The 15,851-nt window shown below is 50.7% G+C and carries 13 protein-coding genes; all 13 read right to left on the bottom strand.

All coding sequences use genetic code 11. The annotated features are described in order from the left end of the window. Positions 1 to 25: 25 nt before the first annotated feature. Positions 26 to 1,024, bottom strand: coding sequence for a signal recognition particle-docking protein FtsY (gene ftsY, locus IC21_RS07185; RefSeq protein WP_029142349.1), 999 nt, complete (start codon positions 1,022 to 1,024; stop codon positions 26 to 28). Between the two features lie 158 nt (positions 1,025 to 1,182). Continuing rightward, complete coding sequence (gene smc / locus IC21_RS07180; RefSeq protein ID WP_029142348.1) at positions 1,183 to 4,755, bottom strand: chromosome segregation protein SMC; 3,573 nt, start codon at positions 4,753 to 4,755, stop codon at positions 1,183 to 1,185. Between the two features lie 19 nt (positions 4,756 to 4,774). Beyond that, the gene (gene rnc / locus IC21_RS07175; protein WP_017553263.1) at positions 4,775 to 5,515 is read right to left on the bottom strand and encodes a ribonuclease III; all 741 of its coding nucleotides are present in this window, start codon (positions 5,513 to 5,515) and stop codon (positions 4,775 to 4,777) included. 201 nt (positions 5,516 to 5,716) lie between these two features. Next, positions 5,717 to 5,950, bottom strand: a complete 234-nt coding sequence (gene acpP / locus IC21_RS07170) for an acyl carrier protein (RefSeq protein ID WP_014095485.1) — start codon at positions 5,948 to 5,950, stop codon at positions 5,717 to 5,719. Positions 5,951 to 6,033: 83 nt separating this feature from the next. Next, positions 6,034 to 6,777 (bottom strand): 3-oxoacyl-[acyl-carrier-protein] reductase, encoded by a 744-nt coding sequence (gene fabG, locus IC21_RS07165; RefSeq protein WP_013859054.1) that lies wholly within the window; start codon positions 6,775 to 6,777, stop codon positions 6,034 to 6,036. 16 nt (positions 6,778 to 6,793) lie between these two features. Next, positions 6,794 to 7,732 carry an ACP S-malonyltransferase gene (fabD, locus tag IC21_RS07160; RefSeq protein ID WP_029142347.1) on the bottom strand — a complete coding sequence of 313 codons (939 nt, stop codon included), beginning with the start codon at positions 7,730 to 7,732 and terminating at the stop codon, positions 6,794 to 6,796. A 16-nt stretch (positions 7,733 to 7,748) separates the two neighbouring features. After that, positions 7,749 to 8,741 (bottom strand): phosphate acyltransferase PlsX, encoded by a 993-nt coding sequence (gene plsX / locus IC21_RS07155; protein WP_013859052.1) that lies wholly within the window; start codon positions 8,739 to 8,741, stop codon positions 7,749 to 7,751. A 116-nt stretch (positions 8,742 to 8,857) separates the two neighbouring features. Continuing rightward, the gene (gene fapR / locus IC21_RS07150; protein ID WP_013859051.1) at positions 8,858 to 9,439 is read right to left on the bottom strand and encodes a transcription factor FapR; all 582 of its coding nucleotides are present in this window, start codon (positions 9,437 to 9,439) and stop codon (positions 8,858 to 8,860) included. A 109-nt stretch (positions 9,440 to 9,548) separates the two neighbouring features. Beyond that, positions 9,549 to 11,597 (bottom strand): ATP-dependent DNA helicase RecG, encoded by a 2,049-nt coding sequence (gene recG / locus IC21_RS07145; RefSeq protein ID WP_029142346.1) that lies wholly within the window; start codon positions 11,595 to 11,597, stop codon positions 9,549 to 9,551. Beyond that, on the bottom strand, positions 11,590 to 12,477 hold the full coding sequence (gene sdaAA / locus IC21_RS07140) for an L-serine ammonia-lyase, iron-sulfur-dependent, subunit alpha (protein ID WP_029142345.1): 888 nt from the start codon (positions 12,475 to 12,477) through the stop codon (positions 11,590 to 11,592). The genes recG and sdaAA overlap by 8 nt, the downstream gene beginning before the upstream one ends. Before the next feature lie 119 nt (positions 12,478 to 12,596). Then, complete coding sequence (sdaAB, locus tag IC21_RS07135; protein ID WP_013859048.1) at positions 12,597 to 13,259, bottom strand: L-serine ammonia-lyase, iron-sulfur-dependent subunit beta; 663 nt, start codon at positions 13,257 to 13,259, stop codon at positions 12,597 to 12,599. 293 nt (positions 13,260 to 13,552) lie between these two features. After that, positions 13,553 to 15,238 (bottom strand): DAK2 domain-containing protein, encoded by a 1,686-nt coding sequence (locus IC21_RS07130; protein WP_017552955.1) that lies wholly within the window; start codon positions 15,236 to 15,238, stop codon positions 13,553 to 13,555. Between the two features lie 15 nt (positions 15,239 to 15,253). Continuing rightward, positions 15,254 to 15,616: an Asp23/Gls24 family envelope stress response protein gene (locus tag IC21_RS07125; RefSeq protein WP_019722007.1), complete on the bottom strand. Its 363-nt coding sequence runs from the start codon at positions 15,614 to 15,616 to the stop codon at positions 15,254 to 15,256. Positions 15,617 to 15,851: the final 235 nt, after the last annotated feature.

The raw sequence follows: 15,851 nt of genomic DNA, 5'->3' as shown, positions 1-15,851 counted from the left end.
GATTCGCAGTGCGGCCCGCACGCAGTCAGGCTTGTTCTTCCGGCACTTCATCGATCAGATCGGAAAACAACCCGTACACGTATTTTTCTGCATCGAACGGCTGGAGGTCATCCATTTTCTCGCCGAGGCCGACGAATTTGACGGGAATATGGAGTTCGTTCCGGATCGCGAGCACAATCCCGCCTTTTGCCGTGCCATCCAATTTTGTCAGCACGATCCCGGTTACGTCCGTAGCTTCTTTAAACGTCTTTGCCTGCACCATCGCATTTTGCCCGGTGGTGGCATCCAGAACGAGCAAGACTTCATGCGGCGCCCCCGGGATTTCCCGTTCGATGACGCGTTTTACTTTTTCCAGTTCCTTCATCAAATTGACTTTGTTTTGCAGACGGCCCGCCGTATCACAAAGCAGGACATCCGCATTTCTTGCTTTCGCTGCTTGGACGGCGTCAAACATAACAGCGGCCGGATCGGATCCTTCCGAATGTTTGATCACTTCCACGCCGACCCTTTCTCCCCAGACTTCAAGCTGTTCAATGGCGCCGGCGCGGAATGTATCGCCGGCTGCCATCATCACTTTTTTTCCCTGCTGTTTCAGCATATGGGCGAGCTTGCCGATCGTTGTCGTTTTACCGACGCCGTTTACGCCGACAAACAAAATAACAGTCAGGGCGCCGTCCTGGATGTTAAGCCGGTTCGGGGCTTCTTCTCCGCCTGAATAAATGTCAACCAGTTTTTCGGAAATCACGGACTGGACTTCAGAAGGGGCTTTGATGTTTTTCCGTTTCACTTCCATTTTCAACTCATCGATCAGTTCCATCACCGTCTGGAAGCCGACATCCGCCTGAATTAAAATTTCTTCCAGTTCTTCGAAAAAGTCTTCGTCGATTTTCCGGTAACGCGCGACAAGATTGTTGACTTTGCTCGAGAAATTATCGCGCGTTTTTGCAAGGCCGGTTTTAAATTTATCGGTTACCGTATCGGCCTGCCGGGTGAATTTGTCTTTTAATGATTTAAAAAAACTCATTTGTCCACTTCCTTTGGCTCTCCTGAATTTGCGTGTCAGTTTGTGCGGGATAAAAGCTGCCCGGGCGGTCCTGGAAATGAACGCCGCCCTGATTTTTATCCCGCCGGCCCGCTCTGGCACGGGCGCTACTTTTTAAACCCGGCGCTGATTCGCCCTGTTTAAGACGTTTGAAAAGCGAGATCGGTTGACTCTTCCAGTTTGACCGACACAAGTTTCGATACCCCGGATTCCTGCATCGTCACCCCGTAAAGGACGTCCGCTTCTTCCATTGTTCCTTTCCGGTGGGTGATGACAATAAACTGGGTTTCCGCACTGAATTGTTTCAAATATTTGCTGAACCGGTATACATTGGCTTCATCCAGCGCGGCTTCCACTTCATCGAGAATGCAAAACGGCACAGGGCGCACACGCAAAATCGCAAACAAAAGCGCGATCGCGGTCAGCGCTCTTTCGCCGCCTGAAAGCAGCCCGAGATTTTGCAGTTTTTTCCCCGGCGGCTGCGCGAAAATTTCCACGCCTGTCGTAAGCAAATCTTTCGGGTCCGTCAGCCTCAAGTCCGCTCTCCCGCCGCCGAAAAGCTCTCGGAAAACCGGTTCGAATTCGTTCCGGATGGCATTAAACGTCTCATCGAAACGGCGGACCATTTCGCCGTCCATTTCCGTAATTACCTGGTCAAGGGTGTCTTTTGCTTCAAGCAGGTCGGTCTCCTGTTCTTTTAAGAACCGGTAGCGTTCCGATACGCGCTCATATTCTTCGATCGCGCCGAGATTGACGGCGCCAAGCTCATCAATCGACAGTTTGATCAACTTCACTTTTTTGCGCGCTTCCTCCAGGGAAACATTGAGCGGGCGGGCTTCTTTCGCGGCTTCAAAGGTGAGCGTGTATTCTTCGCGGAGCCTTTGAAGCCGGTTCTCAAGTTCCACATCCAGCCGGTTTGCTTTGACTTCTTCATCCTGAATGGCCTGCTGGAGCCCTTTTTGCTGCCGTTTCCATTCTTTCAGGCCGCGTTCCAGGTCTTCCATCTCTGCTGTCAGCCGGGCCCGTTCTTCCCTGCGCACGGCGATAAAGGCGAGCGTATCATTTTTGTCACGCGCTTTTTGTTCAGCCGCTTCCGCCAGTTCGCTTTCCGACATGTGGTGCTTCTCCGATTCGTCCGTAAGAAAGTGGTACTGCTCATCATAACGCGCTTTACGTGCCGCCCACTCCTTGATTTCGCGGTCCAGCCGCGCAAGTTCTTCTCGGTCGCGCGCCGCCTGCTCCATCTTTACGGCAAGCGTTGATTTTAAATCGCTGAGTTCGCCCTGGAGCCGGCTTTTTGCCGTCGAATCATCGTTTTTCTTTACGGTCAGGGCTTCAATTTCCGCTTCCAATTCCTGCGCTTTTTCGCCAGTACGCGCCAGCATGTTTTCCAGTTCGCCGACCCGTTTGCGGGCTTCATCCTGCTGTTTTTCCGCCTCTTGTTTTTCCATATCGTAGACGAGCAGGTGCTCATCCAGATTTTTTTCTTCAACCGCAAGCCGTTCCAGTTCCGCTTTCGCCTGCTGTTCCCCAAGCCTCAGCGCTTCGCCGTTTTTCCTCGCTTCATCCAGCTCCTGTTGCACGCGGGAAACTTCGGCTTTTAATGCTTTGACTTCCGTTTCAAGCGCCATCGTTGTTTTTTCCATCCCGGCAAGCTTTTCTTTTAGTGCTTCCAGTTCGCTTTTTCTCGAAAGGAGCGACACGCTGTTTTGTTTCGAAGCCCCGCCTGTCATCGAGCCGCCCGGATTGACGACATCCCCGTCAAGCGTCACGATGCGGTAGCGGTACCCGAGCATTTTGGCGATTTTGTTTGCACTTTTTAAATCACGGACAACAAGGACATGGCCGAGCAGATTGGACACAATGGATTGGTAGCGGCTTTCAAAGCGGACAAGCTCCGCGCACACGCCGACGTATGCCTCTTCATTGCGGAGCGGTTTGAGGCTTGCTTCCGGAATGGCCCGGGGCTTGATAATATCGAGCGGCAAAAAAGTCGCCCGCCCGGCCTTCCGCTCTTTTAAAAATGCAATGGCACAGCGTGCATGCCGTTCCGTTTTTGTCACAATATGCTGCATCGAAGCACCCAGTGCAGTTTCAACCGCTTTTTCGTAAGGCGCGGGCACCCGGACCAGCTCGGCCACAGCGCCTTCAATGCCTTCCAGCTTTTTGCCACGGGCTTTCAAAATTTCGCGCACGCCCTGGTAAAAGCCGGTATAATCCTCTTCCATCTCTTCAAGCGTTTCTTTGCGTGATTTCGCTTTTTGCAAATATTGGTATGCCTGATACAGATTGGACTCCTGTTTTTGATACCGGCTGTTGACGGACTCCAGCTGCCTTTGTTTTTCCATATAGGCACCGGCAGCCGCTTCCAGCTCCTGTTTGATTTCTGCAAGGCGGCCGGCCGCCATTTTTTTCTTTTCCCGCACCTTTTCCCGTTCTTCGACATATTTCCGGTTGTCGGCTTCAAGCCGGCTGAGGCGGTTTAACGACGTTTGCATCTGCTGCACGAGCATGCGCTTTTCATTTTTTCCGCTTGCCTGCTCGTTCAGCAGTTCAATATAGTCGCTTTTTAAAGACTCAATTTTTTCCTCCAGATTCGTGCTGAGGCGGAAAAGGCCCGCTTCCTTCTCTTTCACGCTTTCTTTCAGGGCCGATAAGGCTTGTTCATTTTCCGCCGCCGTTTGCAAAATCTTTTCCTTTTGGGCTTCCAGTTCTTTTAAGGTGTTCTCCGCTTCTTTTATATTTTTTTCAAGCTGGGCTTTGTTCTCGCTGACATTTTTTTTGCGTTCTTTCAGCACTTCTTTTTGCCCTTCGAGTTTTTCCAGCTCTTCTGTCGCTGCAAGCAGCACATTCTGCAAATCTTGAATCGATTCATCGAGCGCATCCAGCTGATTGCGCTTTTCTTCCAGCTGCGCTTCCTGTTTGCGGATTTCGGAAGAGAGCCCCGCTTCTTTGTCCCGGTGCGCTTCAAGCTGCGACTTAAGCGATTCCCACTCGCCATGCAGCGATTCTATCTCATACGCCAAAACGGCAATTTCATAATTTTTCAATGTTTCCTTTTGTTCCAGATAATCTTTTGCGACCGATGCCTGCATTTTCAGCGGCTCAAGCTGGCTTTCCAGTTCATAGAGAATGTCGCTGACACGGTTTAAGTTATCCTGCGTTTCGGCAAGCTTCACTTCCGCCTTTTTCTTGCGCGTCTTATATTTTAAAACGCCGGCTGCCTCTTCAAAAATGCTGCGGCGTTCTTCCGCTTTGCTGTTTAAAATTTCTTCCACTTTTCCCTGGCTGATGATGGAAAAAGCTTCTTTGCCAAGGCCGGAATCCATAAACAATTCCACGATATCCTTCAACCGGCACTGCTGTTTATTGATGTAAAACTCGCTTTCCCCTGAACGGTATACCCGCCTTGTCACGCTCACTTCCTGGTAATCGATCGGAAGGGCGCGGCCTTCGTTTTCAAGCGTTAACGTCACTTCTGCAAAATTCAACGGTTTTCTTGTATCGCTGCCGGCAAAGATGACATCTTCCATCTTTCCGCCGCGCAGGCTTTTCGCTGATTGTTCACCGAGCACCCAGCGGACGGCGTCGATCACATTGCTTTTGCCGCTGCCGTTCGGGCCGACAACCGCTGTCACGCCTGGGACAAATTCTATGGAAATCCGGTCCGCAAATGACTTAAATCCGATCACGTCGAGACGTTTCAGAAACAATCCATTCCCCCTCCATTCCTCACGGCTTCTTTTTTTCTTCTTTCTGCAAATTGGATAAAGCCGTTTGCGCAGCCTGCTGTTCCGCTTCTTTTTTGGAGCGGCCTTTTCCTGTCCCGAGCGCCTTGCTGTTCAGCGACACTCTGGAGACGAACTCCTTGTCATGCGCAGGGCCGCGTTCATCGAGAATCGTGTATTCCAACACACCGGATGTTCTTTTTTGGACGTACTCCTGCAACTTGCTTTTATAATCCGCCGTGCTGCTGAAGAGCCCTTCGTCTATTTTCGGGAATACGACTTTTTCAAGGAGGGAAACAACAGCCTTTAACCCCTTGTCCAAATAAAGCGCGCCGATAAACGCTTCAAACACATCGGCTAAAAGGGCCGGGCGCGTTCTGCCGCCGGTCATTTCCTCGCCTTTGCCGAGCAGGATATACTCGCCAAAGTGCAGCTCATTGGCAAAAATGACAAGAGACGGCTCACAGACGACGGACGCCCGCAATTTCGTCATTTCCCCTTCGTTCATCGACGGGAACCGCTTAAATAAATAATGGGAAACGGTCAATTCCAGGACGGCATCGCCTAAAAATTCAAGCCTTTCATTGTCGTGACTGCGCTTTTCCGGATGCTCGTTCACATAGGAGGAATGCGTAAAGGCCTGTTTCAGCAGGTTTCCGTCTTGAAAATGAATCCCAAGCTGTTCCTGCAGCTTGCCAAATTTGTTTACTACATGTTCTTCATCTGATTTTATTTTTTTTACCATCGTTCATCCACCCGATATCTTGATGTAGTTTCACTTAACTTAAATATATAGAAAAATACTGCTGAACGCAAAGGCATCTTCGGGACCCGGGCGGTCGTAAATAGGCAAAAAGGGGTTGCATTTTTTGCCCATTTACCATCCTCAGGCCGGATTAGAGAAAAATGTCCCGCTTATGGGGCGGGACATTTTACATGAAGACGATTACTGCTGATTTTGTATGTAATTTACAGCGTCACCCACTGTTACAATCTTCTCAGCATCCTCGTCGGAAATTTCCATTCCGAATTCATCTTCCAATTCCATCACCAATTCCACTACATCAAGGGAATCAGCGCCAAGATCTTCTTTGAATTTCGCTTCCAGTGTAACTTTGGATTCTTCGACACCAAGGCGGTCAACGATGATCTTTGTCACACGCTCTAATACGTCTGCCATGCGGTTCACCTCCCCTCAAGGTATTATAGAGGATTTTTTATAATTAATAAAGCGAAAGTTAAAATCAAGCTTTGCTGCAAACGTTACATCACCATTCCGCCGTCAACGTGGATCGTTTGCCCAGTAATGTAGTCGGAACTGCTGCTTGCCAAAAACAGGGCAGTCTTTGCCACATCTTCTGGCTTGCCGAAACGGGAAAGCGGGATTTGGCCCAGCATGCCTTCTTTAATGTCTTCCGGCAGTTTATCCGTCATATCCGTCTCAATCATGCCCGGGGCAATGGCATTTACGGTAATGCCGCGGCTTGCCAGTTCACGCGCCGCCGTTTTCGTTAGCCCGATGGCACCGGCTTTGGCAGCGGTATAATTGGCCTGGCCGGGGTTGCCGCTGATGCCGACAACCGAGGCAATATTAATGATCTTGCCGCTCCGCTGCTTCATCATCGGCCGCGCCGCCGCTTTTGTGCACAGGAAGACCCCTTTCAAATTGGTATCGATGACGGCATCCCATTCTGCTTCTTTCATCCTCATCAAAAGGTTATCCCTGGTGATGCCGGCGTTATTCACCAATATATCAAGTTTGCCGAATTTTTCCAGCACCTGCCTGAACATTTCCTGTACTTCCGTTTCATTCGAAACATCTGCCCGGATGGCAAAAGCTTCCACACCGAAAGAACGGACGGCGTTTGCCACTTCTTCCGCTTTTTCAGCATTTCCTGCATAATTGACCGCAATATGCGCGCCGGAAGCGGCAAACGCAAGCGCGATTTCACGGCCGATGCCACGTGACGCGCCGGTCACAAGCGCAACTTTGTCTTTTAAAAGCATTCGGTCTCCTCCTCCATTATTTTTGCAGCGCGCCAACCGCAGCTTCCAGGGTTTCCATATCCTGGACGGCATATGTTTTTACGCTGCGGTCAATTTTCCGGATTAATCCGGATAGCACTTTGCCCGGCCCGACTTCAATAAAGGTATCAACGCCGAGGCTGATCATTTTTTTAACGGAATCTTCCCATAAAACAGGGGAATAGAGCTGGCGGATTAATTTTGCTTTGATGTCCACAGCGCCCGTTTCCACTTCGGCATCGACATTGGCGATCACAGGAACCGCCGCATCCCGGATTGCAATTCCGTCAAGAACCGCCTTAAACTTTTCCGCTGCCGGCTCCATCAATTTGGAGTGGAATGGCCCGCTTACCTGAAGCGGGAGGACGCGTTTCGCCCCTCTTTCCTTTGCAAGGGCGCCCGCTTTTTCAATTCCGGCCGCTGTCCCGGAAATAACAATCTGTCCGGGACAGTTCAAATTCGCGAGCTGGACCGTTTCCCCTTCACTGCTCACTTCTTCTGCGACTTCCTGCAGCACGCCGCGGCCGAGCCCGAGCACGGCGGACATTGCCCCGGCACCGTTCGGGAATGCTTCATCCATGTATTCCCCGCGTTTGCGCACCGCATATACGGCATCTTCGAAGGACAAAGCGCCGGCTGCCACAAGCGCCGAATACTCGCCAAGGCTGTGCCCGGCTGTGAAATCTGCATGGATGCCCGCTTCCTGAAGCACCTGTAAAATGGCAGTGCTTACCGATAAAAGCGCCGGCTGGGCATTTTCGGTACGGGTCAGTTTGTCCAGCGGGCCGTTTTGAATGAGCCCGGATAAGTCCATCCCGAGCTTTTCGTCTGCTTTTTGAAAAACAGCCGCCGCTTTTTCATTTGCACCGGCGACCGACTGCCCCATGCCAACCGTCTGGGATCCCTGCCCCGGGAAGACAAACGCTATTTTCCCCATCTTTTTTCCTCCATCCTTACTTTTGTTCAAGTTGTTGAATTGCGTGTTTGATTTTGCCGATGACGTCAGACTGCACCATTTCACGCGCCTGCCGCACTGCATTGTAAATTGCATTGGCGTTTGAGGAACCGTGCGCTTTGATGACCGGCGCATTCAGCCCCATTAAGCCCGATCCCCCGTATTCCGAGTAATCCATGATATTTTTCAGGCCCGACAGTTCTGATTTGATCATTGCAGCGGCCAATTTTGTCTTCAAATTGTGCATGAACACTTTTTTGATCATGGAAAACAAGGATCCGGCCGTGCCTTCAATCGTTTTTAACACCATATTGCCGGTAAACCCGTCTGTGACGACGACATCCGCCACCCCCTCGAGCAGATCGCGGGCTTCGACATTGCCGGTAAAATTCAAATCGGTTTCTTTTAAAAGTTGAAATGCTTTTTTTGTTAATTCATTGCCTTTCTTTTCTTCCGTCCCGATATTTAAGAGGCCGACGCGCGGATTTTTTAAGCCTCTTACCTTTTCGGCATACAGCGAGCCCATGATGGCAAACTGCAGCAAATGTTCCGGCTTGGCTTCCGCGTTTGCACCAAGATCGAGCATGATAAAACCGCGCCCGTCCGTTGTCGGGAGCACCGGGGCAAGGGCCGGCCTTTCAATCCCTTCAATCCTGCCGACCACAAAGAGGCCGGATGCCATTAAAGCGCCCGTATTTCCGGCCGAGATGCACGCATCCGCTTCCCCGTCTTTCACGGCCTGGGCCATGCGCACCATGGAAGAATTTTTTTTGCGGCGGACGGCCCGCACCGGCTCGTCTGTCCCGGATATTACCTCATCGGTATGGACAACGACAACGCGGCTGGACGTTTCCAGTTCCTTCCTGACTTGCGTTTCATCCCCGAACAGGATAAACTCTGTGTCCGGAAATGCGTTTACAGCCTTGTTAATGCCCAGTACAATTTCTTTTGGGGCATAATCCCCGCCCATTGCGTCAATTGCTAATTTCATTCTATTCAGCCCCGTTTCTAAATCAAGCTTTTCCCGTGTGAAAGTTTTCCCGGCCGTGCGGCAACCGGGGTTGCCGGTCCCTGGGAAAATGGTTCACCTGTCCGCGTGAAGCGGCATTAAGCATTCTCTTCTTTTCCGGCATGATCCCGGTACATTTCAAATTCGCCTTTAAAGACGAGGTCACGGCCGACATAACTTTCAACAAACACCGTCGTTCTGCCGTTTTCCTGATTGACGTTCGCCACTTTTGCCTTGGCAATGACGCGGTCGCCGATTTTCACGGACCGCAAAAACCGGATGGTGGCTTTCGCCGTGAGGGCAAGTTCATCATCAATGACGGCAACGGCAAGCGAGTTGGCCTGTGCAAACAGATGATGCCCGCGGGCGATGGCGTTTCGCTTAAAAACGTGTTCTTTTTTGACATCAAAAATAGAGATGGCGCTGTGATCCAGTTCGATATCGATCACTTCCCCGATGACTTCTTCAATCGGCAGCGCTCTTACTTCATTTGCGAACCGCTTTTCAGCAACGTTTTTGATCCTTTCCCGCAGTTCCGGAATGGAAAGTTCCAGCCGGTCAAGGCGGATCGTCTGCACGCTGACATGATATTTATCCGCCAGTTCTTCATCTGTAATAAAAGGATTCCGCCTAATGGTTTCCTGCAAACTTTGCTGCCGGTCCTTTTTTTTCATTTTCATGGGTGACACCATCCGAAATTTTAGGACTTGGTACTAATCGTAGTATATAGAAAGAATAGGAAGTTTGCAAGAATTGCCAATAGCTGCCCTGGCAAAACGCAAACTTCCTTTAGTCCAGTTTTTCCCCTTCCAGCACACCTGATGCTTCAAGCTGGTTCCGCAAATGCGAAAAGGCCGGGCCATGCCAGAATGCATCGGAACTGATCAATTGCTGTGCATCCTGCCTGGCTGTTTCAAGCGCCCGGAAATCATGGACCATATCGGCCACTTTAAACTCCGGCAGCCCGCTTTGTTTTTTTCCGAAAAAATCGCCAGGCCCGCGAAGCTCGAGGTCTTTTTCGCTCAAAACAAAGCCGTTGTCCGTTTCCGTCATAATTTTCATCCGCTCTTTGCCGATTTCCGTTTTCGGGTCAGCGAGCAAAATACAATACGATTGCGCATCGCCCCTGCCGACGCGGCCGCGCAACTGGTGAAGCTGGGCAAGGCCGAACCGTTCGGCATCATAAATGACCATAATGGTCGCATTCGGCACATTGACGCCGACTTCGACAACCGTTGTTGACACAAGCACCTGGATTTCGTTGCGGCTGAACGCTTTCATGACCGCTTCCTTTTCATCGCCCGGCAGCCTGCCATGCATCAGCCCGGCTATATACCGGCCATTAAAATATTGGTTTAAAATGGCATACACATCAATCGCGTTCTGGACGTCAAGCTTATCGGATTCCTCGATGAGCGGACAGATGACATACGCCTGTCTACCTTTTTTGAGCTCTTTTTCGATAAAGCTGAGCACCCTTTCGAACTGATTGTTTTTCACCCAGTACGTTTCAATCTTTTTGCGGCCGGCCGGCATCTGGTCAATAACAGAAACATCCATTTCGCCAAACACGGTGATGGCAAGCGTCCGCGGAATGGGCGTTGCCGTCATAAAAAGCACATCCGGATTCATCCCTTTTTCACGGAGGATCCGTCTTTGCTCAACCCCGAACCGGTGCTGTTCATCCGTGATCACAAGGCCGAGCCGGGAAAATGCCACATCTTCCTGGATTAAAGCATGCGTGCCGATTAAAATATCGACGCCGCCTGTACCGAGCTGTTCCAAAAGCGCTTTTCTCCGTTTCCCTTTTACAGTGCTCGTCAGTAAAGCGACCCGGACGCCGTGCGGTTCGAGCAGCTGGCAAAGCGATTCGGCATGCTGCTCGGCAAGAATTTCCGTCGGTACCATCAACGCCCCCTGAAATCCCGCCGTCACCGCAGCGTATAGTGCTATCGCAGCGACGACCGTTTTCCCGGAGCCGACATCCCCCTGGAGCAGACGGTTCATACGGAACGGAGACTTCATGTCCGCGCAAATTTCGTTTACCACTCTTTTCTGGGCGTCCGTCAATGGAAACGGCAAGGAGCCGATAAAATTTCTTAATTTCCGCACATCATAGCGGATGGCCCGGCCGTTTGAATGTTCGCGCTCGAATTTCCTTAACGCCTGCATCTTCAGCTGAAAAGCCAAAAACTCTTCGTATACAATGGTCCTTCTTGCCATTTTCACTTCCTGTTCCGATTTTGGGAAGTGCATCGCATACATGGCCTGCTTTTTCGGCATTAATTTATATTTTGCAAGCATTTCTGCCGGCAGAACTTCTTCGATTTCGCCGCCAAACGCGCGAAAAGCAGACTCGATGTATTTTCGTAACGTTTTTACCGTCATTTTTCCTTTCACAGCATAGACCGGCCCGAATCCGGACGTTTGATCGGCCGTGCCTGTTTTTAAGGATTGGGCCGTAATCGTCTGCCGGTGCATGTCCCATTTTCCGGTAACCGTAATTTCATCATGAATATGGATTTTCTTTTTCAGATACGGCCGGTTAAAACAGACAACCGTAATGAGAAAATCGCCTGCGAACACTTTCATCGACAGGCGTGACCGTTTTTTTGAATAATAGATGAGGGAGGGTTCGCTATGCACCCTCCCCGTCACCGTCACCCGTTCATCATGCCGGACTTCACGCAAATCTTTGAGCCGGTCATCTTCATACCGGAAAGGGAAATAAGTAAGCAGGTCATAAATGGTGAAAATCCCCATCTGCCCGAGACTTGCTTCCGTTTCTTCGCCGATCCCTTTTAAGACGGTTACCGACTGATCAAGCGGGCTATTCATGCAGATCAAGCGGCATACCGAAAATTTTTGCTTCCAGTTTCCGGGCGGTCGGCGTATCCGCCAGGCCTCCACGCGCCGTTTCTTTGAGCGCAGTCGGCATCTGCTGCCCGACGCGGTACATCGCATCAATCACTTCATCGCAAGGGATCCGGCTTTTAATGCCGGCAAGCGCCATATCTGCCGCAACCATCGCATTGGCTGCTCCCATTGCATTCCGTTTCACGCATGGCACTTCCACAAGGCCGGCCACAGGATCGCACACCAGGCCGATCATATTTTTCAAAGTAATGGCCATTGCATGGGCGCATTGTTCCGGTGTGCCGCCCGCCATCTCGACAATGGCCGCGGCAGCCATCCCGGCAGCTGATCCGACTTCTGCCTGGCAGCCGCCTGCTGCGCCGGAAATAAACGCATTATTGGCCACCACAAATCCGAATGCGCCGGATGTAAATAAGAAACGGACCATTTCTTCACGCGTCGGGTGCAACTTGTTTTTGACCGCAAAGAGCGTTCCCGGCACAACGCCGGCAGAACCGGCCGTCGGCGTTGCGCAAATCGTTCCCATTGCCGCGTTCACTTCATTTGTCGCAACGGCTTTGCTGACGGCATCCAAAATGGTTGCGCCAGATAAGAAATTGCCTTTTTCAATATATTTTTGTAGCAGCACGGCATCGCCGCCCGTAAGCCCCGAGTGGGAGTGGACACCGGCAATTCCTTTTTCAACTGCTTTTTCCATAACAGCCAGATTTTCATCCATCTTTTTTATGATGGCTTCCCTGGATTTTCCGGTTACTTCCATTTCCTGCTCTATCATAATTTCCGAAATTTTTTTATTTTGCTGTTCGGCCAGTTCTACAAGCTCAGCAACATTCCGAAACATCATTACCCTCCTTCAATATCCATGCTGCTTCTCCTGGCACAGGCAAGGATGCACGCACATTTCAAAAGACAGCCAAAAGAAAGCGCCACCTGCTTAGCAGCTGCGCCTTTTTCTCACATCTAATCTACAACTCTTGCAACCTGGGTAATGTTCGGGAGCCGCTTGATTTCTTCAATGACGGCATCATCGAGATTCTGGTCCACTTCGATGGCCATCAATGCCATCTTTCCGGCTTCTTTGCGCGACACTTCCATATGGCCGATATTGATTTCATGTGCCGATAAAATATTGGATACGGCCGCAATCGCCCCGTAGCGATCCTGGTGGACGACAAGAATGGCCGGGTGGTGGCCGGATAAGTGCAACTCAAAGCCGTTCAGTTCTGTCACTTCAATTTTTCCGCCGCCGATTGAGATGCCGGTCAGTTCCATATCTCCCGATGCGTCGCCCATCCGGATCCTAACCGTATTCGGGTGGTCCGGGACGGCACTTTCCACGAGAAACTTCACCGTAAGCCCGAGCTGTTCCGCAATCTGAAGAGAAGATTTGATCCGTTCATCATCCGTGTCAAAATCAAGCAGGCCGCCGACAATGGCAACGTCTGTGCCATGCCCTTTATAGGTGCTCGCGAACGATCCGTAAAAATGGATGTCTGCCCATTTTGGCTGCCTGCCGAATAAGCTTCTCGCCACCCGGCCGATGCGCGCGGCACCTGCCGTATGGGAGCTTGAGGGCCCGATCATAACCGGGCCGATAATATCAAAAACACTTTTATATTTCATTGCGCATCACACCCACATTATTGTGCTTTTTCCGTAATTTCAATTGCCGGCGGGCGCGCGCCGTTTTTCAGGCCGCACCCGCCGTTGTGCTGATTTTAAAGCTTGCCGGGCAAAACCGGATGTTGGTTTGGCCGGTTCGCCAGGCATCCTAAGCCTTTTTACAACAATGGAGCAAAAGATGGGTGAAAGCTTTGCACTTTTAAAAGCGCTGCAACAGATGAAAACAAACGGCAGCAAATGGTGCACTTTTTCGTATTCAGCAAGCTCTCTTTATAGTATGCAGGCAAGCACCCTTATTCCACTGCAAAAATAAAGGAATATAACGGCTGCCTGCCTTCATGGACTTCAATTTCCATCTCCGGCCAGTTGGTTTCGATATAGGAAACGAGTTCGCCAACCTGCTCCTTGCTGACATCTTTTCCGTATATGACGGTGGCAATTTCATCTTCTGCGCCGATCATGTGCGAAAGCAGCTGCCCGGATGCTTCCAACAGGGCAGGGCTCGTTTTGACGATTTTCCCTTCATAAATGCCCATATAATCCCCTTTTTTGATGGAGATGCCGTCAATATTCGTATCCCTGACCGCATTGGTGACCTGGCCGGATTTCACGCGGCCGAGCGCTTCTTCCATTGCTTGGACGTTTTTGTCAAGCGGCTGCCCGGGGTTAAATGCGAGCAGCGCCGCCATTCCCTGCGGCACGGTTTTAGACGGGACAATGGCTACTTTTTCTTCCGCCAGTTCAGCTGCCTGCTCGCTTGCCATGATGATATTTTTATTGTTCGGCAAAATGATGATTTGTTTTGCGTTCGCCTCTTCAATGGCTTTCAATATGTCCTCGGTGCTCGGGTTCATCGTCTGGCCGCCTTCAATGACAACATCGGCGCCGATGCTTTTAAACAGCGCAGCGATTCCGTCCCCCATGGCAACCGTAATCACACCGTAGTCTTTCTTTTCTTTTTTCTCCCGTTCCGCTCCGTTTTCGCCAACAAGCGCATGATGCGTTTCGCCGACGATCGCGCTGTGCTGCTCACGCATATTGTCCACTTTTAATTTAATGAGGCTGCCGTATTGCTGTCCATAGTTCAAAACATCCCCCGGGCGCTCAGTGTGGACATGGACTTTAACGATATCATCATCCGAAATGACAAGGAGGGAATCCCCGAAGCGGCTCATATCACTGCGGAACCGCTCCTCTGAGAATGCCTTGGCGGACGGTTTCGAGCGGTCGAGCCTGACCATGATTTCCGTGCAGTACCCATATTTGATATCCTCCGTACGCATAAAGTCCTGCACATGCTTATGGTGTTCGGCGTTTACGAGCTCGTCCATTGACGGGATGACGGACGGTGTATCCGGCAGCTCTTCCCCTTTTAACTCGGCAAGAAAACCTTCATAAATAAAAACAAGCCCCTGGCCGCCGCTGTCGACCACGCCGACTTCTTTTAACACCGGCAACATGTCCGGCGTCCGGCTCAGCGTCGTTTTCGCTTCCCCGAGGATCGCTTCCATGACTGCCGTCAGATCTTTTTCGGTTTTCGCCGTTTGCACACCTTTTTTGGCCGCTTCCCTTGCAACCGTGAGAATCGTTCCTTCAACCGGCTTCATGATTGCCTTAAAAGCGCTCTCGACCCCGGCCTGAAAAGCCGCTGCAAACTCTTTTGCGGAGATATGCGCTTTTGTTTCAATCGATTTGGAGAAGCCGCGGAACAGCTGGGACAGAATCACGCCCGAATTTCCCCGCGCGCCCATCAGCAGCCCTTTTGCAAAGCTTGCGGCAACCGCACCGATATGCGCCTGGACATTTTTTTGCACTTCCTTTGCACCGGAAGTCATCGTTAAATTCATATTTGTTCCCGTATCGCCATCAGGGACAGGGAATACATTCAGGGCGTCAACCGTCTTGGCGTTTGCCGCAAGATGGTTCGCCCCTTGTATGACCATTTCTGCAAAACGCTTTCCATCCAGTGATGTAACCACAAAATTTCCTCCTCGTTACGGGTTCGCGACACGCACGCCCTGAACGTAAATATTAATGGCGTCAACTGATAAGCCGACTGTTTGATTCAGCGTATATTTTACTTTTTGCTGGACGTTGCGGGCAATTTCGGAAATTTTTGTCCCGTAGCCCACAATAATATACATGTCAATTTCCACTCTTTCATCCTGTTGACGCACAATGACGCCCCTCGAGAAGTTTTCTTTGCGCAGGATTTCTGTAATGCCGTCTTTAATTTGATTTTTCGAGGCCATTCCGACAATGCCGAAGCAGTCAATGGCGGCACCTCCCGCAATTGTGGCGACGACTTCATTCGATATATCAATTTTTCCGTAATGCGTATTTATTTCAATCGGCATAAATCGCTCCCCCTTATCTTCACTGTTTCCAAACCGGATTTGACCTGCTATCGCCATTGTACTATAAGACAGGGTACATGGAAAGCAGAGCAGGCCTGCATTGTTATAGTTTACCACAAAACAGGGTGCCCTGCATGTATGCACTCTGGTATGTGTAAAATTTTACTCGAAGGGCAGATGAGTGGAAAAAAATGGGAAGACGCTCTATCATTTAAATGTACGCTTGTGGGCGAAT

Origin of the sequence: Heyndrickxia coagulans DSM 1 = ATCC 7050 (assembly GCF_000290615.1) — a bacterium.
GTDB classification, from domain to species: domain Bacteria; phylum Bacillota; class Bacilli; order Bacillales; family Bacillaceae_C; genus Weizmannia; species Weizmannia coagulans.
This window is presented reverse-complemented; position numbering and strand designations above follow the sequence as displayed.

What these genes read in the sequence shown, in the direction of transcription:
- ftsY (WP_029142349.1), bottom strand. Translation starts at nt 1,024, where the DNA reads ATGAGTTTTTTTAAATCATTAAAAGACAAATTCACCCGGCAGGCCGAT.
- rnc (WP_017553263.1), bottom strand. Translation starts at nt 5,515, where the DNA reads ATGGTAAAAAAAATAAAATCAGATGAAGAACATGTAGTAAACAAATTT.
- acpP (WP_014095485.1), bottom strand. Translation starts at nt 5,950, where the DNA reads ATGGCAGACGTATTAGAGCGTGTGACAAAGATCATCGTTGACCGCCTT.
- fabG (WP_013859054.1), bottom strand. Translation starts at nt 6,777, where the DNA reads ATGCTTTTAAAAGACAAAGTTGCGCTTGTGACCGGCGCGTCACGTGGC.
- fabD (WP_029142347.1), bottom strand. Translation starts at nt 7,732, where the DNA reads ATGGGGAAAATAGCGTTTGTCTTCCCGGGGCAGGGATCCCAGACGGTT.
- plsX (WP_013859052.1), bottom strand. Translation starts at nt 8,741, where the DNA reads ATGAAATTAGCAATTGACGCAATGGGCGGGGATTATGCCCCAAAAGAA.
- fapR (WP_013859051.1), bottom strand. Translation starts at nt 9,439, where the DNA reads ATGAAAATGAAAAAAAAGGACCGGCAGCAAAGTTTGCAGGAAACCATT.
- recG (WP_029142346.1), bottom strand. Translation starts at nt 11,597, where the DNA reads ATGAATAGCCCGCTTGATCAGTCGGTAACCGTCTTAAAAGGGATCGGC.
- sdaAA (WP_029142345.1), bottom strand. Translation starts at nt 12,477, where the DNA reads ATGTTTCGGAATGTTGCTGAGCTTGTAGAACTGGCCGAACAGCAAAAT.
- sdaAB (WP_013859048.1), bottom strand. Translation starts at nt 13,259, where the DNA reads ATGAAATATAAAAGTGTTTTTGATATTATCGGCCCGGTTATGATCGGG.
- IC21_RS07125 (WP_019722007.1), bottom strand. Translation starts at nt 15,616, where the DNA reads ATGCCGATTGAAATAAATACGCATTACGGAAAAATTGATATATCGAAT.